At 30.8% G+C, this 26053-nt stretch carries 29 protein-coding genes; 16 read left to right on the top strand and 13 right to left on the bottom strand.

Annotation, left to right across the window (positions count from 1 at the left end; genetic code table 11):
* Positions 1-77: 77 nt before the first annotated feature.
* Positions 78-701 (top strand): LysE family translocator, encoded by a 624-nt coding sequence (locus ACFSSB_RS06040; RefSeq protein WP_379902057.1) that lies wholly within the window; start codon positions 78-80, stop codon positions 699-701.
* A gap of 162 nt (positions 702-863) precedes the next feature.
* Here the strand turns inward: ACFSSB_RS06040 and ACFSSB_RS06035 are convergent, their stop codons facing one another.
* The gene (locus ACFSSB_RS06035; RefSeq protein ID WP_379902055.1) at positions 864-1493 is read right to left on the bottom strand and encodes a YceI family protein; all 630 of its coding nucleotides are present in this window, start codon (positions 1491-1493) and stop codon (positions 864-866) included.
* A 154-nt stretch (positions 1494-1647) separates the two neighbouring features.
* On the opposite strand from ACFSSB_RS06035, the gene hemN reads away from it, so the two are divergent.
* The 11 genes from hemN to ACFSSB_RS05980 all read left to right on the top strand — a co-directional run bounded on the left by hemN (position 1648) and on the right by ACFSSB_RS05980 (position 11517).
* Positions 1648-3012, top strand: a complete 1365-nt coding sequence (gene hemN / locus ACFSSB_RS06030) for an oxygen-independent coproporphyrinogen III oxidase (protein WP_379902053.1) — start codon at positions 1648-1650, stop codon at positions 3010-3012.
* 13 nt (positions 3013-3025) lie between these two features.
* Complete coding sequence (locus ACFSSB_RS06025) at positions 3026-3859, top strand: universal stress protein (RefSeq protein ID WP_379902051.1); 834 nt, start codon at positions 3026-3028, stop codon at positions 3857-3859.
* A 180-nt stretch (positions 3860-4039) separates the two neighbouring features.
* Entirely contained in the window at positions 4040-4540 is a 501-nt protein-coding gene (locus ACFSSB_RS06020; RefSeq protein WP_379902049.1) for a c-type cytochrome, read from the top strand.
* A gap of 33 nt (positions 4541-4573) precedes the next feature.
* Positions 4574-5146, top strand: coding sequence for a fasciclin domain-containing protein (locus tag ACFSSB_RS06015; RefSeq protein WP_379902047.1), 573 nt, complete (start codon positions 4574-4576; stop codon positions 5144-5146).
* Between the two features lie 27 nt (positions 5147-5173).
* Complete coding sequence (gene nosZ, locus ACFSSB_RS06010) at positions 5174-7132, top strand: Sec-dependent nitrous-oxide reductase (RefSeq protein ID WP_379902045.1); 1959 nt, start codon at positions 5174-5176, stop codon at positions 7130-7132.
* Between the two features lie 129 nt (positions 7133-7261).
* A complete protein-coding gene (locus tag ACFSSB_RS06005) occupies positions 7262-7882 on the top strand; it encodes a hypothetical protein (RefSeq protein WP_379902043.1) in 621 nt (206 codons plus the stop codon).
* A 30-nt stretch (positions 7883-7912) separates the two neighbouring features.
* Positions 7913-8350, top strand: a complete 438-nt coding sequence (locus tag ACFSSB_RS06000) for a nitrous oxide reductase accessory protein NosL (protein WP_379902041.1) — start codon at positions 7913-7915, stop codon at positions 8348-8350.
* 4 nt (positions 8351-8354) lie between these two features.
* Positions 8355-9590 (top strand): nitrous oxide reductase family maturation protein NosD, encoded by a 1236-nt coding sequence (locus tag ACFSSB_RS05995; RefSeq protein ID WP_379902039.1) that lies wholly within the window; start codon positions 8355-8357, stop codon positions 9588-9590.
* Entirely contained in the window at positions 9584-10291 is a 708-nt protein-coding gene (locus ACFSSB_RS05990) for an ABC transporter ATP-binding protein (protein WP_379902037.1), read from the top strand. The genes ACFSSB_RS05995 and ACFSSB_RS05990 overlap by 7 nt, the downstream gene beginning before the upstream one ends.
* On the top strand, positions 10284-11066 hold the full coding sequence (locus ACFSSB_RS05985) for an ABC transporter permease (RefSeq protein WP_379902035.1): 783 nt from the start codon (positions 10284-10286) through the stop codon (positions 11064-11066). The genes ACFSSB_RS05990 and ACFSSB_RS05985 overlap by 8 nt, the downstream gene beginning before the upstream one ends.
* Before the next feature lies 1 nt (position 11067).
* Positions 11068-11517, top strand: coding sequence for a hypothetical protein (locus tag ACFSSB_RS05980; protein WP_379902033.1), 450 nt, complete (start codon positions 11068-11070; stop codon positions 11515-11517).
* Between the two features lie 29 nt (positions 11518-11546).
* On the opposite strand, the gene ACFSSB_RS05975 is transcribed toward ACFSSB_RS05980, so the two are convergent.
* Complete coding sequence (locus tag ACFSSB_RS05975; RefSeq protein WP_379902031.1) at positions 11547-12368, bottom strand: universal stress protein; 822 nt, start codon at positions 12366-12368, stop codon at positions 11547-11549.
* Positions 12369-12558: 190 nt separating this feature from the next.
* Here ACFSSB_RS05975 and nirK point away from each other — a divergent pair, with 190 nt between their 5' ends.
* From nirK to ACFSSB_RS05955, 4 genes are all read left to right on the top strand, one after another.
* Positions 12559-14001 carry a copper-containing nitrite reductase gene (nirK, locus tag ACFSSB_RS05970; protein ID WP_379902029.1) on the top strand — a complete coding sequence of 481 codons (1443 nt, stop codon included), beginning with the start codon at positions 12559-12561 and terminating at the stop codon, positions 13999-14001.
* Positions 14002-14012: 11 nt separating this feature from the next.
* The gene (locus ACFSSB_RS05965; protein WP_379902149.1) at positions 14013-14792 is read left to right on the top strand and encodes a formylglycine-generating enzyme family protein; all 780 of its coding nucleotides are present in this window, start codon (positions 14013-14015) and stop codon (positions 14790-14792) included.
* Positions 14793-14953: 161 nt separating this feature from the next.
* Positions 14954-15670, top strand: a complete 717-nt coding sequence (locus ACFSSB_RS05960; protein ID WP_379902027.1) for an SCO family protein — start codon at positions 14954-14956, stop codon at positions 15668-15670.
* 12 nt (positions 15671-15682) lie between these two features.
* Positions 15683-16942, top strand: a complete 1260-nt coding sequence (locus tag ACFSSB_RS05955) for an alginate export family protein (protein ID WP_379902025.1) — start codon at positions 15683-15685, stop codon at positions 16940-16942.
* A 15-nt stretch (positions 16943-16957) separates the two neighbouring features.
* Here ACFSSB_RS05955 and ACFSSB_RS05950 read toward each other — a convergent pair whose 3' ends face one another.
* The 11 genes from ACFSSB_RS05950 to ACFSSB_RS05900 all read right to left on the bottom strand — a co-directional run bounded on the left by ACFSSB_RS05950 (position 16958) and on the right by ACFSSB_RS05900 (position 26053).
* Positions 16958-17419, bottom strand: a complete 462-nt coding sequence (locus ACFSSB_RS05950; protein WP_379902023.1) for a hemerythrin domain-containing protein — start codon at positions 17417-17419, stop codon at positions 16958-16960.
* Entirely contained in the window at positions 17391-18602 is a 1212-nt protein-coding gene (locus tag ACFSSB_RS05945; RefSeq protein WP_379902021.1) for a hypothetical protein, read from the bottom strand. The genes ACFSSB_RS05950 and ACFSSB_RS05945 overlap by 29 nt, the downstream gene beginning before the upstream one ends.
* 116 nt (positions 18603-18718) lie before the next feature.
* On the bottom strand, positions 18719-19450 hold the full coding sequence (ric, locus tag ACFSSB_RS05940) for an iron-sulfur cluster repair di-iron protein (RefSeq protein WP_379902019.1): 732 nt from the start codon (positions 19448-19450) through the stop codon (positions 18719-18721).
* Positions 19451-19563: 113 nt separating this feature from the next.
* Entirely contained in the window at positions 19564-19998 is a 435-nt protein-coding gene (locus ACFSSB_RS05935; protein WP_379902017.1) for an RrF2 family transcriptional regulator, read from the bottom strand.
* Positions 19999-20192: 194 nt separating this feature from the next.
* Positions 20193-20612 carry a CBS domain-containing protein gene (locus ACFSSB_RS05930; protein ID WP_379902015.1) on the bottom strand — a complete coding sequence of 140 codons (420 nt, stop codon included), beginning with the start codon at positions 20610-20612 and terminating at the stop codon, positions 20193-20195.
* Between the two features lie 87 nt (positions 20613-20699).
* Entirely contained in the window at positions 20700-22127 is a 1428-nt protein-coding gene (locus ACFSSB_RS05925; RefSeq protein ID WP_379902013.1) for a pyridoxal phosphate-dependent decarboxylase family protein, read from the bottom strand.
* 59 nt (positions 22128-22186) lie between these two features.
* A complete protein-coding gene (locus ACFSSB_RS05920; protein ID WP_379902011.1) occupies positions 22187-22888 on the bottom strand; it encodes a sulfite exporter TauE/SafE family protein in 702 nt (233 codons plus the stop codon).
* Between the two features lie 90 nt (positions 22889-22978).
* Positions 22979-23425: a FixH family protein gene (locus ACFSSB_RS05915; RefSeq protein WP_379902009.1), complete on the bottom strand. Its 447-nt coding sequence runs from the start codon at positions 23423-23425 to the stop codon at positions 22979-22981.
* A 104-nt stretch (positions 23426-23529) separates the two neighbouring features.
* Complete coding sequence (ccoG, locus tag ACFSSB_RS05910; protein WP_379902007.1) at positions 23530-24954, bottom strand: cytochrome c oxidase accessory protein CcoG; 1425 nt, start codon at positions 24952-24954, stop codon at positions 23530-23532.
* 20 nt (positions 24955-24974) lie between these two features.
* Entirely contained in the window at positions 24975-25865 is an 891-nt protein-coding gene (locus tag ACFSSB_RS05905; protein WP_379902005.1) for a cbb3-type cytochrome c oxidase N-terminal domain-containing protein, read from the bottom strand.
* Entirely contained in the window at positions 25862-26053 is a 192-nt protein-coding gene (locus ACFSSB_RS05900; protein WP_379902003.1) for a CcoQ/FixQ family Cbb3-type cytochrome c oxidase assembly chaperone, read from the bottom strand. Before ACFSSB_RS05900 ends, ACFSSB_RS05905 begins: the two co-directional genes overlap by 4 nt.

The raw sequence follows: 26053 nt of genomic DNA, 5'->3' as shown, positions 1-26053 counted from the left end.
AAATATGTATTTTATTAAAGGAGTCAAAACTATTTCTTTGTCCTGTTGTTTTATATAGAAGATAAAAAATACAGACTATGGGAATTCAAAATTTTATTACGTTTTTAGTAACGGCTTTGTTTTTTGTGATGACACCAGGAATAGATACTTTGTTTATATTAAATAAATCTATAAGTCAAGGAAAAAAATCTGGTATTTATGCTACCTTAGGTATTAATACAGGTGTGCTCACGCATACTTTTTTTGCAGCTTTGGGTTTGTCTGTTTTAATTGCTAAATCTGCGTTAGTATTTACAATAATTCAGTTTGTAGGTGCTGCTTACTTAATTTATTTAGGTGTTTTTAAACTTATTAAAAAGAGTAATTTTTTAACGGAAGAGACAACAATTAAGAAAACTACAAATACAAAAAATGATTTTTGGACAGGGTTTTTTACCAATTCTTTAAATCCTAAAGTTGCATTATTCTTTTTAGCTTTTTTTCCGCAGTTTATTAATCCTAGTCAAATAGAAAACCCAATTCCTTTTATTTTATTAGGTGTTACATTTGCCTTAATAGGTGTTATTTGGTACATGAGCCTTAGTATTTTTGCAAGTGTTTTTTCTGAAAAGATTAAAAATAACCCAAAGGCAGGGATTTGGATTAATAAATGTAGTGGAATTGCTTTTATTATTCTAGGTCTAAACATAGCGCTTTCTTAAATAGCTAATATAACGTAGTGACGTAAAAAGAACGCTGTGACTTTTTAGCCTTTAAATAAATTCCGTTTTTCAAGTTTAAATTCGCTTAAAAAACACAAAAGCCATCTTAATTAAGATGGCTTTTGTTATTCTATAAATTATAAAGAAATATAATTTTAGGGTTTACTTGTCACGTAAATAAGTGCTAACTACAATATCAACATCTTCCCATGTTTTGCTAACACCATCAGCTCCTTTATGAAGATCAAAACATACTTTGTTTAAGCTAGCTAAAGCATCTAAAGCATTCCAATCTTTCAGATTCATTTTCCCTTTCATAGTAACACGTCTTTCTTCTGTAATACTAACTTCTAAAGGTAAATTGTTAGTAGTTCCGTTCATGGTAATAGAAGCCACATAATTGTTATTTGTGTAATTAATAGTACCACTTATTAACTCTGTGTCTAACATAGCACCAAAGAAAGAGGTTTTTAATTTAGCATCTCTAGTATCATCTTTAGTAAATAAACTACTTACAGGAATTGAAAATTTTAAACCGTTTAAAGCTTCTTCAGGAGTAGCTCCTTTTTTGTTTTCAAAATTAAGGGTTGTAAATTCTCCTCCAACACCAACTTTGTCTGTTGTTTTGTATGCAGTCCATGTTACAGAAGTAGCTTCAGGCTTAACTATAAAGGTCTCAGCAGGAGTTGCACTTTCTGTAATTGGTGTTTCTGTTTCTTTTTTTTCTTCTTTACATGAAGTAAACAGTAGTGAAGTAACTACTAATAGTGTAAAAAATTTAGTTATTTTCATGATTTTGTTTTAAAAAGTTTCAGTAAAGTTAAGCAGATAAAAGCGTACAAGCAAGAACAAGTTACATTCTTAATTGTAGTATTTTTCTATTTATGATATATGTCATATTTTTTTAATGAATAGCAGTGTAATTTTGCAATAGAATTTTTTAGGTATGGCAAATTCACTAGTAAATAAATATAATGTAGCAGGACCTCGTTATACGAGTTATCCTACAGTTCCGTATTGGAATAACGATACATTTTCATTAAAAAAATGGAAATCATCTTTACTACAAGCATTTCAAGAAAGTAATGAAACAGAGGGTGTTAGTCTGTATATTCATCTGCCTTTTTGCGAAAGCTTGTGTACCTTTTGTGGTTGTAATAAACGTATTACTAAAAGACATGAAGTAGAGTCTCCTTATATTACAGCCGTTTTAAAAGAATGGGATTTATACTGTAATCTATTAGAAAACAAACCCAATATTAAAGAGTTACATTTAGGAGGAGGAACGCCTACTTTTTTTACTCCTGAAAATTTAACACGACTAATTAAGGGTATTTTAAATAAAGCTACTCTTGCAGAAAATTACGAGTTTAGTTTTGAAGGACATCCTAACAATACCACTACAGCACATTTACAAACCCTTTTTAATTTAGGATTTAAACGCGTAAGCTTTGGTGTACAAGATTATAATGAAACTGTACAGAAAGCAATACATAGAATACAACCTTTTGAAAACGTAAAACGTGTAACAGAAATGGCTCGTGAAATTGGGTATACCTCTATAAGTCACGATATTATTTTTGGTCTGCCTTTTCAAACCGAAGCACACGTAACAGAAACCATTAACAAGACCAAACTATTAAAGCCAGATAGAATTGCTTTTTATAGTTATGCACATGTACCTTGGATTAAAGGAAATGGGCAACGAGGTTATAAAGATAGTGATTTACCAACCGCAGAAAGCAAAAGAAACCAATATGAACTTGGTAAAAAAATGCTGTATGAAGCAGGTTATGTAGAAATTGGTATGGATCATTTTGCATTGCAAACAGATACATTATATCAAGCAACAACCAATAAAAAACTACATAGAAATTTTATGGGTTATACAGCCTCTAAAACCAAAGCAATGATTGGGCTTGGTGTTTCTTCTATTAGTGATAGTTGGTATGGTTTTGCTCAAAATGTAAAAGGATTAGAAGAATATTACCATTTAATAAATGAAGGAATAATACCTGTATATAGAGGACATATTTTAAACACAGAAGATTTAATTATTAGAAAACATATTTTAAATTTGATGTGTCAATTAGAAACATCTTGGCAACAACCAGAAGATTATTTTGAACAAATACCAGATGTTTTAATAAAACTAAAAGAAATGGAACAAGATGACTTAGTTGAAATCTTGTCTAATAAAATAATAATAAAAGATAAAGGAAAACCCTTTGTAAGAAATATTTGTATGGCTTTTGATTTGCTTTTACAGCGTAATAAACCAGAAGCACAACTATTTTCAATGACCATTTAAAAACCAAATAACCATGAAAAAAATTATTGTACCAATAGATTTCTCTGAACATTCAGAATATGCATTAGAAACTGCTGCTGTATTTGCAAAAAAATACGATGCAGAAATATTAGCGCTACACATGCTAGAACTTTCTAACGCTATAATATCTAGTACAGATAACGCGCAACAAGCAGAATCCGTTTTCTATATAAAATTAGCAGAAAAAAAGTTTACAGAGTTTTTAGATAAAGACTATTTAAAAGATATTAAAGTAACACCAATAGTTAAACACTTTAAAGTGTTTAGCGAAGTGAATGAGGTAGCTAAAGAACACGATGCAGATATTATTATCATGGGTTCTCAAGGAGCAAGTGGTTTTAAAGAAGCATTAATAGGTTCTAATACAGAAAAAGTAGTAAGACACTCTAGTATTCCTGTTTTAGTAATAAAAGAAAACCCAATATTAACCGATTTTGAAAATGTTGTTTTTGCTTGTGATTTTTCTGAAGAAGCTATAAAACCATATTTAAATGCTACTAAAATGTTTGAAGGCTTAGAGGCAAAAATGCATTTAGTGTATGTAAATCTTCCAGATAACCGTTTTAGAAGTTCTGCAGAAATGGAAAAAAGAGTTGCAGAGTTTTTAAAAGCTGCAGATGGAAATATTGATAAAATGAAAAACGTTGCTTATATAAGTGATTATAGTATTGAAAAAGGTATTTTAAATTATTCTAATATTGTTGGTGCAGATTTAGTTGCTGTGGCAACACATGGTAGAACAGGATTAGCTCACTTTTTTGAAGGTAGTGTTTCAGAAGATATAGCAAACCATTCTACTTTGCCAGTGATGACATTTAAGATATAATATTTCTTTATTTTTGATAGTTAGTTAATTTTAAAAATGGAAAAAGCTGGACCTAGTCCAGCTTTTTTAGTTATAAATTTTAATTAAGACTATTTTGTCCTAAATATGATAAATATCATGTTTTTTGAGAAGCTTTATAGCTAAATTTGAGATATTAAAACAAATATTTAAATATAACAGATGAAAACAACACTAAAATTATTGATGGTATTATTTGTAACACTTCTAGTAAGTTGTGGAGGCAAAGAAGAAAAGAAAAAAGAAGGTTTTTCTTATCAAAAGAAAACAACAACAGAAAAAACAACAACACCTAAAGCAGAAAAAGTTCCAGCTTCAAAAAAAATTGATTTAGCCAATAAAGGTATTGGGCCAATTTCATCTGTAACTTTAGATGCAGAAGTAGACCAAAAAATGGCTACACACGGAGCAGAAGTGTACAAAAAAATGTGTACTGCTTGCCATAGAGCAGACAAAAAATTTATTGGTCCTGCACCAGTAGGTATATTAGAACGTCGTTCTCCAGAATGGATTATGAATATGATTTTAAATCCAGAGCAAATGGTAAAAGAAGATCCATTGGCAAAAGAATTATTAATGGAATTTAATGGTTCTCCTATGGCAAATCAAAACTTATCAAAAGAAGATGCTAGAGCAGTTTTAGAATATTTTAGAACGCTATAGTATTCTAGAATACTAACTTTTAAATATTAACCAATGAAAACTTTAAAAACCATTTTTTTCGGATTTGCATGTTTAACACTAATGCTTTCTTGTAAAACGGAAAATAAAGAAGCTACAGATACTACTGTTTCTCCCGAAGCAACAGAATCTTCATCAAGAACAGGACAAGCTTTTATTGAAGATGATGGCTCTACACCAAATGTATTGCAAATAGCAATAGGTTCTAAAGATCATACTACTTTGGTCGCAGCTGTTCAAGCTGCACAATTAGAAAATGTTTTAGTAAATGCAGGACCATTAATGGTATTTGCACCAACTAATGAAGCCTTTGCTGCACTGCCAGAAGGAACTTTAGAAAACTTGTTGAAACCAGAAAATAAACAAGCATTGGCTAATATTTTAAAATATCATGTTACTCCTGGTAACTACTCAAAAGACTTTTTAAAGAAATTTAAAAAACTAGGACAAGCCAATAATGCCTATGTGCCAGTTACAGTGGTAGATGGAGAGCCATTAATTGGAGGCGCAAAAATTTTAGCAAGTATACCTGCAGGTAATGGTATAGTGCATGTAATAGATAAAGTTTTATTGCCACCAACGGAATAAAAACACACTAATCAAAAACACATTAAAATGAAAAGAATAATAACATCAGCTATTGCAATAGTAACAATTCTTGCTGCTTTTACAAGTTGTAATAATTCTAGCAAGTCTAATAAAAATGGCGCTTTATCTAGCAATAATGCAGAAAAAGTGTACGTAGCACCTGGAGAACATGATTCACATTACGCATTTATTTCCGGAGGATATAGTGGTAACCTTACGGTTTACGGCTTACCATCAGGAAGAATGTTTAAAGAAATTCCTGTATTCTCTCAATTTCCAACAAATGGTTATGGGTATTCTGAAGAAACCAAACCAATGTTAGAAACCTCTTATGGCTTTGTGCCTTGGGATGATTCGCACCATCCAGATATTTCTCAAACAAATGGAGAATTAGATGGTCGTTGGGTTTTTATAAACGGAAATAATACACCTCGTATAGCAAGAATTAGTTTAACCACTTTTGAAACAGAAGAAATTATCGAAGTTCCAAATAGTGCTGGTAACCACAGTTCTTCTTTTATAACAGAAAATACGGAGTATGTGGTTGCAGGAACACGTTTTTCTGTGCCAATTCCTCAAAAAGATATCGCAATTAAAGAGTATAAAGGAAACTTTAAAGGTGCTTTGTCTTTTATTTCTGTAGATCCAGAACATGGCCATATGGATATTAAATTTCAAGTGTTAATGCCAGGATTTAACTATGATTTATCGCATCCTGGACGTGGAAAATCTCATGGATGGTTCTTCTTTACAACATATAATACCGAAGAAGCTAACTCTCTTTTAGAGGTTAATGCTTCACAAAACGATAAAGATTTTATTGCAGCAATAAACTGGAAAAAAATTGAAGAGTATGTAAACAATGGTGGAGGTACAATGATGCCTGCCAATTATGCACATAATGTGTATAATGATGATAGTCATATAGCAACTTCTACCATGAAAAAAGAAGTACGTGTGGTTAACCCAACAGATGTTCCTGGAGCTGTATATTTAATCCCAACACCAAAATCACCTCATGGATGTGATGTAGATCCTTCTGGAGAGTACATTGTTGGTAATGGTAAACTTTCAGCTAACTTAACAGTACACTCTTTTACAAAAATGTTAGATGCTATTGAAAACAAAAAATTTGCTGGAGATGCTTATGGTATTCCTGTATTAAATTTTGAAGATGTTTTAGCAGGTTCGGTTGAACAACCAGGATTAGGACCTTTGCATACAGAGTTTGATGGTAAAGGAAATGCTTATACTACCTTCTTTATTTCTTCGGAAGTTGTAAAATGGAAGTTAGGAACTTGGGAAGTTATAGATAGAAAACCAACATATTACTCTGTAGGTCACTTAACTATTCCTGGAGGAAACTCAGCAAAACCATTTGGTAAATATATGTTTGCAATGAACAAAATTACCAAAGATCGTTATTTACCAACAGGTCCAGAAATGGAACACTCAGCACAATTATATGATATTTCTGGAGATAAAATGGAACTGCTTTTAGACTTCCCTACACATGGTGAACCGCATTATGCAGCAGCAATTCCAGCAGAAATTGTTAAAAATAACTCTCAAAAAATATTTAAGCTATCAGAAAATGAGCATCCTAGAAAAGCATTAAGTGATGACGATACTAAAGTAGTTAGAGATGGTAAAAATGTACATGTGTATATGACAATGATACGTAGTCACTTTTCACCAGACAATATTGAAGGTGTTAAAGTTGGAGATAAGGTGTTTTTTCATATCACTAACTTAGAACAAGATTTTGATGTACCACATGGTTTTGCTATGATTGGAGCTAGAAATGCAGAATTACTAATTGCACCAGGACAAACAAGAACCTTAACTTGGGAACCAGAAAGAGTTGGTGTGTGGCCTTTTTATTGTACAGATTTCTGTTCTGCTTTACACCAAGAAATGCAAGGTTACGTTCGTGTATCTCCAGCAAATTCTAATATAGAATTGTCTTGGTCTTTAGGAGAATAAGAAGTGAATTTTAGGAGAATTTTGTTTTAGTGTTTATTTTCCTAATATAAAGCGAGAGTTGATTTTGTCGCTCTCGCTTTTCTTTTTAAATCACTATATAAATAAATGGTTAATTAGATAATATATATTATGAAAAAGGCTGGAATTATAATGGTAATAGGTTCTTTATTATTGTTAGGACTTTTTAAATTTCCTCTTTGGAATATCATGCTTGGTGCTCCTCAATATCCAGATCCATTAGGAATGAATATTTACATTCAAGGAATTAAAGGTGTTTCTGAATTTGATTTACAAAATATTGACGGATTAAACCACTATATAGGAATGAAAGTAATACCTAAACCAGAAGATATGTGGGAGTTTTCCGTTTTTCCTAAGGTAATTATCGCAATGGTAATTTTAGGTGTTATCATTGGTTTGTTAGGGTATTTTGAAAAAGTAAGTTATAAAGCTTTTTTAGGATGGTTTGTATTTATGTCTTTATTAGGTGTAATGGGAATGTATGATTTTAATAATTGGTTAATAGATTATGGTAGTGATTTAGATCCTCACGCTATAATAAAAGTAACCAATCCTGATGGTTCACCAATGTCTTATAAACCACCACTAATTGGTTTTAAAAAGTTATTAAATTTTGATGTAACTTCACTACCACATACAGGAGGTTATCTCATGTTTGTTGGAATGTTTTTAACACTTGTTGCATTTTGGTTAGGTAAAAAAGCAAGTCTTAAAAAAGCAACACAATAAGTAATGCCATAAATTAAAAACACTAAAATCATGCAAACACTAAAACACTATCTCTATTTTGCAGTATTTCTGTTCTTTTTCAGCTGTAATGTATCACCAGAACCTATAAATTATGGAAGTGATGGTTGTCAGTTTTGTAAAATGACTATTGTTGATAAGGTACATGCTGCTCAAATTGTTACTAAAAAAGGTAAAGTATATAAATTTGATGCTTCAGAATGTATGCTTCATTTTATGCAAGATTTTGATACTACTGAAATAGCGCTATACTTAACCAATAACTACACCGAACCAGAAGTTTTAATAGACGCTACCAAGGCAACGTTTTTAATTAGTAAAAATATACCTAGTCCTATGGGAGCATTTCTTTCTGCTTTTAAAAACAAGTCTGATGCTGTAAAAAGTCAAAAAGAAAAAGGAGGCGATCTATATACTTGGCAAACGTTGACCGCAAAATTTAAAGACTAGATAAATGAAGCACCTATTCGTTTTTATAGCACTCATTTTAATAGCTAATTCTACTGTTGCACAAACTATTGTGGTTTGTAAAGCATGTGCTATTACTACATTAAAAGAGGGTATTGCTCAAGCAAAAGATTTTGATACCATTGTAGTTAAAAAAGGCACTTATAAAGAGCATAATGTTATTGTAAACAAACCTTTGATAATTATTGGAGAAAATTATCCGGTTATAGATGGCGAATTAAAAGGGGAAATAATTACTATAATATCAGACCATGTTACAGTTGATGGCTTGTTTATTATTAATGTTGGCAATAGTTATACCGAAGATTATGCTGCTATTCGAGTAAGGAATAGTAAAAATTTTTTAATTCAGAATCTAGTATTAGAAAAGCTTTTCTTTGGAATTTATATTGAAAAATCTAGTGACGGAAAAGTATATCATAACAAAATAATTGGTGAAGCTGTAGAAGAATATAATTCTGGAAACGGTATTCAATTGTGGTACAGTAAAAATATTCATATTGAACATAATTTTGTGCAACACGTTCGTGATGGTATTTATTTAGAGTTCTCTAATTTTTGTACCATTAAAAATAATGTGAGTGCTTTAAATGTTCGTTATGGCTTACATTTTATGTTTTCTAATGACGATGTTTATGAGGATAATACCTTTGAAAATAATGGAGCAGGAGTGGCTGTAATGTTTTCTAAACGTATAAAGATGTATAACAACATTTTTAAAGAAAATTGGGGAACAGCTTCATACGGACTGTTACTTAAAGAAATTAATGATGCAGAAATTATTGGTAATTCTTTTGAAGACAATACTATTGGTATCAACGTTGAAGGGTCTAACCGCATTAATTATAAACATAACAATTTTGTAAATAATGGTTGGGCAATTAAAGTTAAAGGCGCTTGTTATACTAATGTATTTACCGAAAATAATTTCCTATATAATTCCTTCGATATAGCTTATAATAGTAAGGTAAATGATAATGAATTTGATAAAAACTACTGGAGTAATTATACTGGTTATGACTTGGATAAAAATGGTATAGGTGATGTGCCTTACAGACCTGTAAAATTGTTTTCGTATATAGTAAATCGTACACCAGAAACTATTATTTTACTCCGTAGTATGTTTATAGACATTATTGATTTTTCTGAAAAAGTATCTCCTGTTTTTACACCAGATAATTTATTAGACAACAACCCATTAATTAAAAGGATAACATGGTAAACATTAAAAATTTACATAAAAAATTTGGTAAAAATCAAGTGCTAAGTGGTGTAGATTTAAACATCAGTGAAGGCGGAATTTTTGCTATACTTGGTCCAAATGGTTCTGGTAAAACCACTTTAATTAAAGCCGTTTTAGGTATGGTAATTCCTAATAAAGGAGAAATTACAGTACTTGGTGAAAACATTAATAAAAATTCTGAGTACAGACATAAAATTGATTATTTACCGCAAATAGCTAATTTTCCGAGTAATTTAAAGGTGAGGGAATTAATAAAAATGATTAAGGATTTACGCAAACCTACAGACGAAGACCAACGTTTAATAGCCTTGTTTCGATTAGAACCTTTTTTAGATAAGAAATTAGGAAACCTTTCTGGAGGAACAAAACAAAAAGTAAATCTTGTTTTAACTTTTATGTTTAATAGTCCATTAGTTATTTTAGATGAACCTACAACTGGTTTAGATCCTATTTCATTAATTAGATTAAAAGGTTTAATTAAAGCAGAAAAAGCCAAAGGAAAAACAATACTTATTACTTCGCATATCATGAGTTTTGTGGAAGAAATTTCAGATGAAATTGTATTTATACTAGAAGGAAAAATTTACTTTAAAGGACCTATTTCAGAATTAAAAACTAAGACCAATCAACCCGATTTCGAACATGCAATTGCGTCTATATTAACAGATAATCATGCTTAAAATATTAAAATATAGTTTTTTCGATTTAATGCGTAGTCGTTGGAGTTACGTGTATTTTATTTTCTATTTATTACTAGGTATTGTACTGCTATTTTTAAATAATGATTTATCTAAAGCAGTCATTACTTTAATGAATGTTATTATTGTTCTTGTACCTTTAATAGGAACCATTTTTGGTGTTATGTATTATTATAATTCCCAAGAATTTACAGAGTTACTTTTAGCGCAACCCGTAAAACGTTCGTCTATATTTTTAGGACAATATTTAGGAGTGGCATTATCACTTTCTATGAGTTTAATTCTAGGTTTAGGGATTCCGTTTGTATTTTATGGTTTGTTTGAAAGTAGTGCCATTTGGGATTTCTCCTTATTACTTGTTACAGGAACCTTTTTAACTTTAATTTTTACCGCATTAGCTTTTAATATAGCACTTTCAAACGAAAATAAAATCAAAGGTTTTGGCTATGCTATTTTACTTTGGCTATTTTTAGCTGTAATTTATGATGGCTTGTTTTTAATGACATTAATTCTTTTTGAAGATTATCCATTAGATAAATTATCCTTATTGGGTACTATGTTAAATCCTATAGATTTATCTAGAACTTTAATCTTATTAAAGTTAGATATTTCGGCATTATTAGGGTATACAGGTGCTGTTTTTAAGCAGTTTTTTGGTACTAGTTTTGGGTTAATTGTTTCGTTTGTAATGTTAACTGTTTGGGTAATTTTACCTGTTTTAAGAATACTATTTAAATCAAATAAAAAAGACTTTTAATATGAAAATAAAATATCTACTTCTATTAATGTTTGCACTAGCAATTGTTGCATGTAATGATTCTAAAAAAGTTAAATTAAACACTAGTGAAACCAAAGAAATTAGTTTATTAGACACCTTACAACTAAAATTAAATCAAGGTAATAAATGGCTTGTAAACCCAGAAACACAAGGAGGTGTTGAAAAAATGAATACTATTATTAAGGCATTTAAAGCAGGTAATAATAAAGATTATAATGCGCTAGGAAAAAAACTTGCCAAGCAAACAAGTTATATCATTAAAAACTGTAATATGGTTGGAGAACCACATGATCAATTGCATGTGGTTTTAGTACCAATGTTAGATGAAATTTCTACATTAAAAGAAGCTGAAAATAATACAGAAGCAGAAGCTGTTTTAACTAGATTAGAAGATTTAATTAAAGACTATTTTGTGCATTTTAAACTATAGCTATTACCTTTATAATAAACCAAAAGCGTTTAAGGATGTAATATTAGTATAGGCTTTGTTATTTTAGAAATATTAACCTTTGTGTTAGCTTTAGAAAAGAAATGGTCTAAAAAGCCTTCATTTTTAACAAATAAAGACAAGAAGTCAATAGTGTTTGTTTGCATATAGCTAGATAGAGCAAAATCCATAGGTACATTATTTACTACATGGTATTTACAATTAAAAAGCGCTAGGTTTTCTATATCATCACTTTCAATATCTGTTTTTTCGTTATTAGGATTAATTCTTAAAGCATGCAGATGTATTTTAAAAGTTTCTATAAAATCTATTAAATCCATAAATTGTTTTCCATCTAAAGCATCTTCAGGATCTAGAGGTAATAATAATTCTTTAATAGGTGTAAATGTTTGGTTTTCGGGAATAATTAGTGTTTTACAGTTTATCTTTCTAATTACATGTACTGTATTACTGCCTAAAATAACTTCTTTAGTACCAGAAGCACCATTGGTACCCATTACTAAATAATCTATTTTATTCTTGCTTATTGCTTGTTTAATAGCGTCTATAAATACATCAAAATCAATATGTGTTTCAAAGGTATATTTTGCGTTAGTAAAGGTAGTAAGCAATTCTTCTTTTAACTTATTTAATGCTTCTTTAGGTTCTTTAGTAATAGAATCATACACACTTTCTTTAGGCGCTTGCATTAAATCGTCTGAAGTGAAACTTCCTATTTTATGTACATGCATTAAGTGAAATAGGCATGCTTCATTTTTAAATAAATGCAAAGCATAATGTATTGCATTTTTAGCATTATCAGAAAAATCTGTTAGGAGTAGAATATTTTTCATGGTATTAATAATTTAATTTTAAAGTTATAAAAAATACACGTATCATTATATGATATAAATCAGTTAGTTATATAAATATAAATTTTACAATTAAAATCAAATAAGATAAAAATGTCCTATTTGTGATATTTGTCATGTTTTAAATTTTTTCTTTATTTTAATTTTGTCAAAGAAATAAAAACTAACTATTATGAAAACAACACTAAAATTAATGTCACTTATTCTAGCACTAACCATGTTTAGTTGCTTTAATAAAAAAGAAACAGAATATGCAAATGCAGAAGATATTCCTGTAAATCGAGAAATGATAGCAGAATTAACTTCTCCACCACATGTACCAACTCCAGTAGGAAGACGTAAAGCCAAAAAACTTATTGTTAAAATGGAAATCCTTGAAAAAGTAGGAGAAATGACAGATGGAGTAGAATATATGTATTGGACTTTTGGCGGAACAGTACCAGGAAGCTTTATAAGAACAAGAGTAGGTGATGAGGTAGAATTTCACTTGCAAAACCATCCAGATAACAAACTGCCACATAATATAGACATGCATGCAGTTACAGGTCCTGGAGGAGGAGCAGAATCTTCTTTTGTAGCTCCTGGACATGAAAAAGTGTTTTCTTTTAAAACCTTAAATCCTGGTTTATATGTGTACCATTGTGCAACTGCTCCAGTAGGAATGCATATTGCTAACGGAATGTATGGACTAATTTTAGTAGAACCAGAAGGAGGTTTACCTCCAGTAGATAAAGAATACTACATCATGCAAGGGGACTTTTATACTAAAGGAGCCAATGGAGAACGTGGTTTACAACCTTTTGATATGCAAAAAGCTGTAGATGAAAAAGCAGATTATGTTGTATTTAACGGTAAAGTAGGTGCACTTACAGGAGATAATGCAATTACTGCAAAAGTAGGTGAAACGGTAAGATTATTTGTTGGAAATGGAGGACCAGGTCTAGTATCTTCTTTTCATGTTATTGGTGAGATTTTCGACAGAGTACATGTTGAAGGTGGCGATTTAATTAATGAAAATGTACAAACTACTATGATTCCTGCTGGTGGTGCTGCAATGGTAGAATTTCGTGTAGATGTACCAGGAACTTTTATTTTAGTAGATCACTCTATTTTTAGAGCATTTAATAAAGGTGCTTTAGGAATGCTTAAAGTAGAAGGTGAAGAGGATAAGAAAATTTATTCTGGTGAAATTAGAGATGATATTTATTTACCTGAAGGTCCTGGTATACAAGAAATGCCTACTACAGACGAACTTGTAGCATCAGAAATTCCAGCAAAATCTTTTGAAGAGCAAATGGAATTTGGTAAAAATGCATATATGCAAACCTGTTTTGCTTGTCACCAAGCAGAAGGACAAGGTATTCCAAATGCGTTTCCTCCTTTAGCAAATTCCGATTATTTAAATGCAGATGTAAATCGTGCTATCGGAATTGTGTTACACGGAAAAACAGGAGAAATCACAGTTAATGGTAAAAAATATAACAGTGTAATGACCAGACAAATGTTATCTACAGACGAAATAGCAAATGTTTTAACCTATGTTTATAACAGTTGGGGAAATAACAAAACTGTTGTAACTAAAGAAATGGTAGAAAAAGTTAAAAAAAGTAAATAATATTTAAAATGATAAAAAGCCAAGCCTTTAGACTCTTGTTTGCTATGTTAGTGTTTCAAACGATGCTTTATGCACAGTCTGAAGGCATGGTTACTATAAAAGGGAGTCGTTATTTACCGTTATACGGAAGAGATTCTACAGTAGTTGCTGTTAAAGATTTTGAAATGGATGTGTATCCTGTAACCAATTCACAATTTGAAGATTTTGTGAAAAAATATCCGAAGTGGCAAAAATCTAAAGTCATTAGTTTATTTGCAGATAAAGGCTATTTAGCGAATTGGAAATCTGATACAGAACTTAAAGATTCTGAAAAACCTAACAGTCCAGTTACTTATGTGTCTTGGTTTGCTGCTAAAGACTATTGCGAATGCCAAGGGAAACGATTACCAACAGTAGATGAATGGGAATATGTTGCAATGGCAGATAAAACCACAAAAGATGCAAGGGTTAAACCCGAATATAATGCCGAAATTCTTGCTTGGTATGAAGCACCTAGAACCAATGAAAATACCATAGGACTTCATCCAGAAAATTTTTGGGGTGTTCATGATTTACATGGTTTGGTTTGGGAATGGACGCTGGATTTTAATTCGGTATTAATTTCTGGAGAATCGCGTAAAGATGTAGATAAAGACAATAATTTGTTCTGCGGAAGCGCAGCAGTTAATGCCACAGATTTAATGAACTATGCCGCTTTTATGCGTTATGCTATTCGCGGAAGTTTAAAAGCCAAATATTCTATGAAAAATTTAGGCTTTAGATGTGTTAAAGATATACCAAATGAATTTTAAAATTATTGATGGTAAATTTGAATAGTATTTTCTTTAGATGAGATAGAAAATATAAGCATAGCATTAGTTAAGGTTCTATTTTATATGGATATGTAAAGGAAATAGAAACGAATTTAACTCATCATTTTGAAGTTTACTTGGTATTAAAAAATGAATAAAAAATGAAACACTTAAAAATATTTCTATCCGTTTTTGTAATTGTGGTTGCTTTTACGGCATGCAATTCTAAAACTTCTAAAAATAATGCGGAAGCATTAGAAGTTTACCAATGTCCTATGCAATGTGAAGGCGCAAAAACCTATAGCAAAGCTGGTAGTTGCTCTATTTGTAACATGGATTTAAAACCTATAGAGAAAGCTTCCAAAGTATTGGAAAACAATGAAATTACGGAAGCATCCATTTTCAATTTAACTTCTAAATGGAATACCGAAGAAGGTGAGGAGATTCAGCTTAAAGATTTAAAAGGAAAAACCTTAGTAATGGTCATGATTTATACTTCTTGTAAAGCTGCATGTCCTCGATTAGTAGCAGATATGCGTAATATTGAAGCAAAAATCCCAAAAGAAAACCTAAAAGATTTAAATTTTGTACTAATAAGTATCGATCCTGAAACCGATACACCAGAACGTTTAAAAGCTTTTGCCATTGAAAATCTTATGGATGATGAACAATGGACTTTTTTACAAGGAACCGAAAGTGGTGTTCGTGAATTTGCTAATGTACTTGCCATGAAATATAAGCAGATTTCACCAATAGATTTTTCGCACTCCAATATAATAAGCGTCTTTAATACCAAAGGCGAATTAATACACCAACAAGAAGGTTTAGGGGTAGATAATAAAGATACCGTAGATACCATTCTAGAACTTACAGAATAAAAACCAATTACCATGAAAAGTATATTAGCAATCCTATGCTTAGGAGTTGTAATGACTTCTTACGCACAAGAATTTGAGATTTCAACAGAATTAAGACCACGTTTTGAATATAGAAATGGTTACAAAACCTTAATAGCAGATGATGCTAATGCAGCAACATTTATATCGCAACGTACGCGATTAAATTTTGGTTATAAAAGTGAAAAACTACAGATGTTTTTGGCAGTACAAAATGTTAGAGTTTGGGGAGATGTTTCCACTTTATCTACTTCAGATACCAACGGAACAACAATACACCAAGCTTGGGCAAAATTACATTTAGATGCTAAATTGTCTTTAAAGTTTGGACGACAAGAAATTGTATATGATGACCAAAGAATCTTTGGAAACGTAGGTTGGGCACAACAAGCAAGAAGTCATGATGCATTTATTGCGACCTATAAACCAAATAAAAATAACCAATTAGATATTGGATTAGCTTTTAATGAAGATGCAGAAACCTTGTTTGATACAGAATATACTGTAGATAATTATAAAGCGTTTCAATACGCTTGGTACCATACTAATTTGGATGCTGTTGGATTAAGTTTTTTAATACTTAATAACGGATTAACCTATGATGCAGATGGCGAACAAAAAGTAGCTTATAACCAAACTTTTGGTACGCATATAAATTACAAGAAAAATAAGTTACAAGCGGATGCTTCTATGTATTATCAAACCGGAAAAATTGCAAACACCAATTTGAATGCATTTAACGTTGCAGGAAATGTGTTTTACACCATTAATGATGCATTTAAAACAGGTTTAGGCGCAGAATACCTTTCTGGAGCAGATAGCAATAGCACAGAAAACAAAATAAAATCTTTTAATCCTTGGTTTGGTACTAACCATAAATTTAATGGTTTGATGGATTATTTTTATGTTGGAAATCATTTAAATTCTGTAGGATTATTAGATGTTAATGCAACAATAGCCTATAAAAAAGATACGTTTTCAGCAAAATTAATTCCTCATGTTTTTTCTGCTGCTGCAACGGTTGTGGATGCGTCTGGAAAAGAAATGGATGCGGTTCTAGGAACCGAAATCGATTTGGTTTTAGGTTATAAATGGACTAAAGATGTTAGTTTTCAGGCAGGATATTCACAGATGTTTGCCACAGAAACTATGGAAGTTTTAAAGTCTGGAAATAAGGACAATACAAATAATTGGGCTTGGTTAATGATAACGGTTAAGCCTAGTTTGTTTAAAACTAAGTTTCAAAAAGAGTAAATTAAAAATTCCTATTTATTTCCAAAATACATCTTCCAGATTATCTTCAAAATCTTCTGGTTGATGTATTTTTTCTATTTGAAGCATTTGGTTTTCAGTGGCAACTTTTTGTATTTCAGGAAACAAAATGCGTTCTTCAAACCGAATGTGTTGTTCTAATTCTTCTTCAATTTTATTTAATGTTTTAAAATCATCTTCGGTTTCAGTAAACAAACGCTTTAAACGTCTGTGTTCTGCTAAAGCTTTTTTAACATGCTCGTTATCTTCTTCTAAAATGGTGAAAATATGCGTTTCTTCCATTTCAAAATGCGGAATTAAATGGGTTTTAAAAAACCAATTGGCATAGGTTCTTATTCTTTCTGGTGATACATTTTTGCTAAATCCAGATCTAATTTTCCACGATAATAATAATCCATGATGATGCTCTCTACTTAATGGTTGTAGTGCTTTATGACGTTTTTGTGGTTTTGTTTTCATGGAGTTTTGTTTTAATAATATTAATTAGAATAAAAAGAATTCCTAGAGGTAATAACATACTAAATAGGAACAATAATTGGTAATAATTGGTAAGCATTCCGGTTTCAAAATAAAATTTACAACCTTGAATAAGTAATAACATTTCTGTTAATACGAAGCCCAAAAGAAAGATGAAAATTCCAATATATAACGATTTTGTAAATCGTACTAAACTCGGGTTTAATAGAAACGAAAATAAGAAACCGCTAATAATACCAAGCATCATTAAATGAATAAAACCAATAACAAAATTGCGATGCTCAAAAACGACTAGTGCAAATTCTGGTAAAATTGTTAATGCCTGAAAAAGTGTTTTTAAAATGAAACATACTACGCTAAAAAAATAGAGGTAAAGTACCAGTTTAGATTGTGCTCTTGTATGGATTAACAACGTAGGTTTAATAAGTTTTAAAAATAAATATAGGCTTACAAGTTGTAAAAAGATACCAAGTGTATTAATAAAAAGTAGTGTTTGATGAGGTGCAAACCATTGTATTGGCAAGGCAAATGTTAGAATAGTGGAGGCCATTAAAAGTCTGAAGAACGATTTAAATAATTTAGAATCTTTAACCTTAAGTAAATGGAAAAACACAGCGATAACCGCAATTAGAAACCAACCATTAAACTGAAAATGTAAAAAGAACTGTATGGCTATTTGGTAAAAAGCAGAGGCTTGTCCGAGCATAGAAACAGCAGGTCCTAAGCACCAAACACCAAGTGTAGAAAGAACCATTAATAGGAGCGAAGCCTTTAAAAGTTTTTTGGTTACTACTGATTTGGTTTGATGGTTTTTCCAAATAAGATAGGCAAAGTAATAACTGCAAAATATATGTAAGGTAGAAAAGGAAATGGAAATTGCAGCATAACCTTGAATAGGAAAGCTTAACATCATACCTACTACAGCAAATTCGGTAAGCCAAAATAAACGATTGTAAATAGGTTTTTTATCAGGAATGAAATAATGTACTATTAAGGTAAATAGCATAAGGTAAACCCAACCTAACATGGCAACATGCGAGTGTGCATGTGTTAAAAAACGATAATTTAAACCAATAGATTCCATTACCGAAAACCGAAGCGCCAAACCCATTAACGCTGCAATGAAGAAGTTGATTAGGCAAACAAGAATTAATTTTTTTTGCATTGTATTAAAAAGTAGCTCTTTAATAAAGATATAAGTTTTAATAAAAATCCCAGAACATAGTAAGGAAAATGTTCCAGGATTTTCTAAGTACTAAAGTTGCAAATTATGAAGTGCTATTAATCAAATTGTTGCTCTAGTTTTATGGCTTCTGGGAATAAAATATTATTTTCTAAATGTATGTGTAGGTGTAGATCTTTTTCAAACTCATCTAACATTGCATAGGTTACTTTGTAGGTGTTACAAGCGTCTACAGGAGGATTATAATCGTTAGTTAGTTTTGCAATTTCTCTAAAACGTTCCCCTTCATTATCGTGTTCATGCATCATCATAGCTATTGGGTTTTCTACGGTTCCAAATTGTGGAGATTGTATAGCTTGGTTGTCTATTTTAGCTTTTACCATTCTTTTTACAAAAGGGAAGAGTATGAGTTCTTCTTTTTTCATATGCGCTGTCAATTCGCCAGCAGAAGCAGTAAATAGTTCATTTACTTTAAATAATTCTGGGTGATTGGCACCATGTACACGACAAAGTTTATCTAAAAACTGACGCAATACTGGGATTTTTTCTTCCACATATCTATGGTGTTTTTTTTCAATATATTCTGCTAATAAATCTAAAGGCCAAGATTTATAATCTATAGATTGATCTGTTTTCGAGTTTAAAACCGTTTCTAATTCATCGACTAAGGTGTTGCTATCGATTCTTTTTTTTTCGCAAGCTTCGTCAATAGTTCTGTTTCCATTACAACAGAAATCTATTTTGTATTTTGAAAAAACTGCCGCAGTTCTAAAATCGTCTGCTACATATTCACCTATTTGTTTCTGCGTATTTTTTTGTAATGTTTCCATAATGTGTTTGTTTTAAAATTGGTAAAAGTAATGGCCTTTTATTCTTTTCTTTAATAAGAAAGTGAAGGCTGTTTTATGTCGGATAATTTTGTCCTATTTATATTCAAATTTTTTTAAGTCTTTAAAAATGTCATTCCTGTTTTAATATCTAAAGCAAGCTCTTCAAGGTTTGTTTTTTCTAGCATGTTTTTTAAATCATCTCTAATGAACTTAAATTTATCGTGCAGAGGACAAGGATGGTTTTCATTGCATCTCTCTAAACCTAAACCACAACCACTATATATTTTATCACCATCTATAGCTTCAACTATTTGTGAAAGCTTAATAGAAGCAATTTCATCTTTATTAATTTCAAAACCACCATAAGCTCCTTTCACAGAATTTATTATTTCATTTCTAACAAGAGCTTGTAAAATTTTTGCAGTAAATGCTTGTGGTGAATTTATTTCTTCAGAAATTTCTTTAGGAGAAACACGTCTGCCTTCACGCGAATTTTTTGCAATAAAAATGGAGGCTCTTATACCATACTCACAAGCTTTTGAAAACATATTTTTTTTTATTTCTTTTACAAAGATAGGATATTATTTTAATTAGGACAAGTTTGTCTTAATTAAAATATAAAATAATATAAACATAAAAAACACAGTTGAAAAACTATACATTTTTAGGTGTAAATATACTTTCAACGGTGTTTTAATTAGTACTATAAATTAGTTTTTAGCAATTTTATTGCCTTTTAATTTTAAAATTGTTCAATCAAGTAATTTATTAAATCTGTAGTGGTAACAATACCAACTAAAGCATTATTATCTACAACTGGTAAGGCATGAAATTCTTTTTTTGCTAGTATTTCTGCAACTTCTTTTATAGTTGTATCAGAACTAACATGAATTATATTTTTTGCCATTACTTGTTCTATAGTAAACATGTTATATACAACCGTGTCTACTTCTTTTTCGTCTTCATCTATAGCGTCTGCAAAACTAATTCGTAATAAATCGGTATAACTTAGTATACCAATTATTTTCTCACCATTTACTACAGGAATATGACGAATATTATTTTTTTTGAATAACTTTTCGGCTATTTCTAAATTGTCAGAATGATTAAGAGTAATCACATCTTTGGTCATAATAGCTGAAACGGGTGTTCTTTTTTTCATAGTTTTTTGGTTTTAAATTCTTGATGTAAGATAGTTTAAAGCCTAGAAAATAAATATGATAAATATCAGTTCACAACATTTAACAGCTTATACAATTTCTTTAGCAAAAGATTCACAGGTTTTTAAGGTGTCTTTAATATCTACAATGGTAGTTCTTGGGTTAATTAAGCACATTCTTAAAACTACTTGTTTTTGTAAAATGGTAGTTACCAATAATGCTTCTCTAGAGTCTACTATTTTTTTAGAAATCTCTTGATTAATAGCATCCAGTTGTTTTTCGGAATAATTTTTTCCTATGGGATTGTATCTAAAATTAATTACTGCAAGTGTAGCAGGAGATACTACTTCCCAATTCGCACTTTTACGTAAATGTTCTTCTATTTCTTCTGCTAAATCAATAGAATAGGAAACCGCTTTTTTAAATGCGGTAAGTCCGAAGGTTTTCATCGACATATAAAACTTTAACGCTCTAAAACGTCTTGTAAGTTGTATACCATGATCGTAAAAATTAATTTCCGATTGATTGCCTTCAATATCTCTTAAATACTCTGGTTTTTCGGTAAAAGTTTCACTTAGCCATTTGTGATTTCTAACTAGTAAACAACCCATTTCATAAGGCTGAAATAACCATTTATGCGGATCTATAGCTACAGAATCTGCTTTTTCAATTCCCTTTAATAATTGGTTTCCTTTTTTAGATAAAATGGCTGCTCCACCATAAGCACCATCAATATGAAACCAAAGTTTTTCGGTTTTGCAAATTTTAGCAATTTCATTTAAAGGATCTACAGTACCTGTATTTGTGGTTCCTGCAGATGCTATAATACAAAAAGGCTTTAAACCTTCTAATCTATCTTTAGCAATGGCATTTTTAAGTTTATTAATTGCCATTTTAAATTCAATGTCTGTAGGTATTATACGTACTTGTTCTTTCTTAAAACCTAAAACGCGAATAGCCTTTATATTAGAGGAGTGCGCTTGGTCTGACAGGTAAATAATGGCTTTAGAAAAATCGTCGCCACAACGTTGTCTACGTGCAGTTACTAAAGCTGTTAGGTTGGCCATAGAGCCTCCACTAGTGAAAATTCCACCACCTTTTTTTGTTGGGAATTTAAATAGTTTTAATAACCAGTTCATGGTAACAATTTCTAGTTCTGCAGCGGCAGGAGAAGCAGCCCAACCACCAGAAAAAACATTAAATCCTGTAGCTAGTGTATCTGCCATTACGCTAACATAATTACTAGGTCCAGGAACAAAAGAATACGATTTTGGGTGTGTTACTATATTACTATTAGGTAGTACTTTTTCGGTAACAAAATCTAATACTTCTTTGTAGTTTGTAGCTTCTTCAGGTGCTTCGGTTTTAAAAAGCAAATCCATTTCTTCTCTAGAAGCTAAGGCAACTGGTTTTTTTGTGTTTTCTGTATCAAAATGTTCTACAATGGAATCAATTACCTGATATCCATATTCTCTCATTTCTTCTTTACTTAATTGCAGTTTATGCGAATTATCCATTTTTAGCATTTTTATTTTTAATAGCTATAGGAAGTATTATTTAAAAAAAGCTACAGTATTTAGTGACACTCAATAGCACTAGATGCTGTTTCAATAATTGGAGCAGGAGAGAGGTAAGGAATACCTAAACCTAATCCACGAAGTATAAACAATAATCCTATAATGACTACAAAAATAGGAATCACTTTTTGAATACGTTGCTTCATTTTAGAATTTAAAAATTTACCTAGGTAAATAGCAGACGTCATTAATGGTATGGTACCTAAACCAAATAAGACCATATACAAACTAGATTGCCATGCATTTTGCATTGCTAATGATGCAAAAACAGCCATATATACCAAGCCACAAGGTAAAAAGCCATTTAAAAAACCAATGGTTAAAAAGGTATCTGCAGTTTTCTTTTTTAAAGCCTTACCTAAGGAAGATTTTACTCTAGAAATAATTTTGTAAAGTGGTTTTGAAAAATTGTATTTGTTAAAGATTTTTACAGGAATTAAAACTACTACAATCATTAAAACACCAATTAGTATAGAAAGTTGTTGTTGTAAGCCAAAGATGTATAGGCTTTTACCAACTAATCCAAAAAACAAACCAATAAGAGAATAGGCTAATAATCTGCCAAGATGGTAGGTAAATATCTGGATGACTTTTTTAATAGAGTTACTCCTGTCTACAGGTAACATAAATGCAATAGGACCACACATACCAACGCAGTGAAAGCTTCCTAGTAATCCAAATATGAGTGCAGACCAAAGCATGTAGTAGCTGTTTAAATTTTATGTGGTCTAGAATTGTTAAGACCATGTATTAAAAAGACCTCTACGGTTGGTTAGAGGTAATCGTGCTATTTAATAGGTGATTTCCTTTTTGTAGAGATAGTTTTTTCCGTTATATTGCCAATCCACATTAATGTTCCAGCGACCATCTAACAAACGTTTGTCAGGTATGAGCAAATTATGGTTTGATAGAGAAATAGGCATTTCAAAATCAAATTGTTTATTAGATGGTCTATATAGGAACACTTTTCCAGATATGTTATTAATTAAAAGGTTTTCAGGAAATATAATTACTAAACCTTCTTCCGTTTTTTTGTACGTTATGTTTTCTGTTAAGGTTTTAGCATTGGTTTCTTTATCTATGTCTTTTTGAAATTGTAGCTCTTGTTTGTAATAATCTTCAACTACTAAATCATGGTCATATTTATTATTAGTCATCATGGTAATAATAAAGTACATGATAAAGCTAATAAAAACGATAAATGCAATAACGATTCCTGTTCCCCAATTTATTTTCATCTTTTTTCTTCCACAAAAGTGGTGCTCTCTTTTTAATTAGTATTCTTCTTGCATGCAAGAGATTTAAATATTACAAGGGTTTTTAACTTTACAATTTAGGTTGTTTAGTTATAACTTCTAGGTCCTAGAAAGTTTACACTTGTATTATCAATTAGTTTATCACCACTATACACATCTATCATGAGCTTGTTTTTGTCTCCTTTTAGTTGGCTTTTATCTATTTCAATAAATAAGGTTCCTTCTGCAATACCTTGAGCAGGAACTATAAAATTATCTGTGGTGGAAACTAGTTTTATTTCTCCGTTATATTTTCTAAGTTTAAAGTTAATGTTTTCAATTTCTTGAGTTGTTTTATTCACTAACTTATAGGTGAAAACGTTACTTATTATGGTTTCCCCTTTGTGTTCATATAATTGTCCTGGTAGTCTTAATACTCTTGCTTCTACATCATTTCTTAAAAGTAGCATACCACTTAAAACACCAACAAGTATAACAAGAACAGCTATGTAGCCTTTCATTCTTGCGGTGAGTTTAAATTTTTCGCCTTTTTCTATTTCATTTTCACTAGCATAACGAATTAATCCTGTTGGAAGATTAATACTTTCCATAATATGATCGCACTCATCAATACAAGCAGTACAGTTTACACATTCTAATTGCGTACCGTTTCTAATATCAATTCCTGTAGGACAAACATGTACACATTGTAAGCAATCTATACAATCACCATGACCTAAAGCTTCTCTATCTTCATTTTTTCTGAATTTTTTTCTTCCATTTTCACCTTCACCTCTTACATGATCATAGGCAACAATAATAGATTTATTATCTAAAAGTACACCTTGTAATCTACCATAAGGACAAGCAATGATACATACTTGTTCTCTAAACCAAGCAAAAACAAAGTAGAAAACAGCAGTAAATATTAATAAAGGAAATAGGGTTCCTAAATGTTCAAAAGGACCATCTGTGATATAGTTTAAAAGTTTATCACTTCCTATTAAATAGGCTAAAAACACATTAGCTATTACAAAAGAAATGACTAAAAATAGAAACCATTTTAAAAGTCGTTTTTTAATTTTTTCGGCATCCCATTTTTGTTTGTCTAATTTACGCTGTTTGTTTCTGTCTCCATCAATCCAATATTCAATTCTACGAAAAACCATTTCTAAGAATATGGTTTGTGGGCAAATCCAACCGCAAAAAATACGTCCAAACCCAACAGTAAATAAAGCGACAAAAATGACACCAATAATCATAGAAATTACAAAGAGGTGAAAGTCTTGCGGCCAAAAAGGAAATCCGAAAATATTAAAACGACGTTCTAATATATTAAACATTAAAAACTGGTTGCCATTAATTTTAATGAAAGGAGCAGCGATAAGAAAAGCTAATAAGATATAACTTACTATTTTACGCTTTTCATAGAATTTACCGCTTGGTTTTTTGGGGTATACCCAAGCTCGTTTTCCTTCTTCATTTATGGTTCCAATACTGTCTCTAAATGATTCGTTTTCTGGAGTTTCCAAAATATTTATTCTTTAGGTTCTTATTCTTGAGTTTCTTCCCAAATATCACCTTCTGCTGCTTTTGGTTCTGCAGGAGTTGTACCTTGAAATTGTAATACGTAACTAGCTACTTGATTAATTTCTGATGGTTTTAAACTTTGTTTCCAGGCAATCATTCCTTTTCCGTTACGACCACCTTCTGTAATGGTTCTAAAAACATTTTTAATTCCACCACCTAAAATCCAGTGGTTATCGGTTAGGTTAGGTCCAATTCCACCACCACCATCTGCTTTATGACAAGCGACACAGTTGGTTTCAAAAATTTTCTTTCCGTTTGCTAAATCTGCAGCATCTGTTAAAACTTCAACAGTATTAAAATCTACTAAATCTTTAGCTGTTTTTTTGTATTCTTCTAAATCAATTTTAGCTTGAGCATATTCTTGTTCTAATTCTTGGTATTGGTTTTCACCATTGAATACATGAAATTTAAGTAAGTAAATAGCTGCAAAAACGATAGAGATATAAAAACTATATACCCACCATGGTGGTAAGTTGTTATCTAGTTCTTTAATACCATCATAATTATGGTCTAAAATGATTTCGTGTTCTTCTTGTATAGGTTTAGCTCCTAATAATTTAATATAGGTTTCTTCTAACCAGATAATAAATTTAGGTTTTTTTGCTTTACTAGAAGCTTCATATCTAGCTTTAGCTTCTTCGTCTAAACTTTGATAAAGTATGTTGTCCATAGAGCCAACAATAGCTTCTGTAGCTATAAGTATAACTAATACTAATAATAAGAATAGCATAATTATAGGTTGCTCAATAAATGCAGGTTTACTACCAGCAGAGTCTACAAAATACTCTACTAGGCCGAATATGATAAAGAATATAACAGGTACTCTTATCCAAGATGGTATAAAATTTTTCATTTTTCTGTTTGGTTTTGGTTGTCGTTTTCTAATGGAATGTTACTTACTGTTTGTATGTACTCTTTTTTTGCTGTAAAAACCCACAAAAAAAGAACTACAAAAAAGCCAAAGAAAATTAATAAGGATATGATTGGATATACTTCAATTCCAGAAATACTGTCCATATAATTTTTTACAAATTTTAACAT

Source organism: Lacinutrix gracilariae, assembly GCF_042684485.1.
Classification (GTDB): Bacteria; Bacteroidota; Bacteroidia; order Flavobacteriales; family Flavobacteriaceae; genus Oceanihabitans; species Oceanihabitans gracilariae.
The sequence above is the reverse complement of the archived record's forward strand: the minus strand, read 5'-3'. Positions and strand labels throughout refer to the sequence as shown.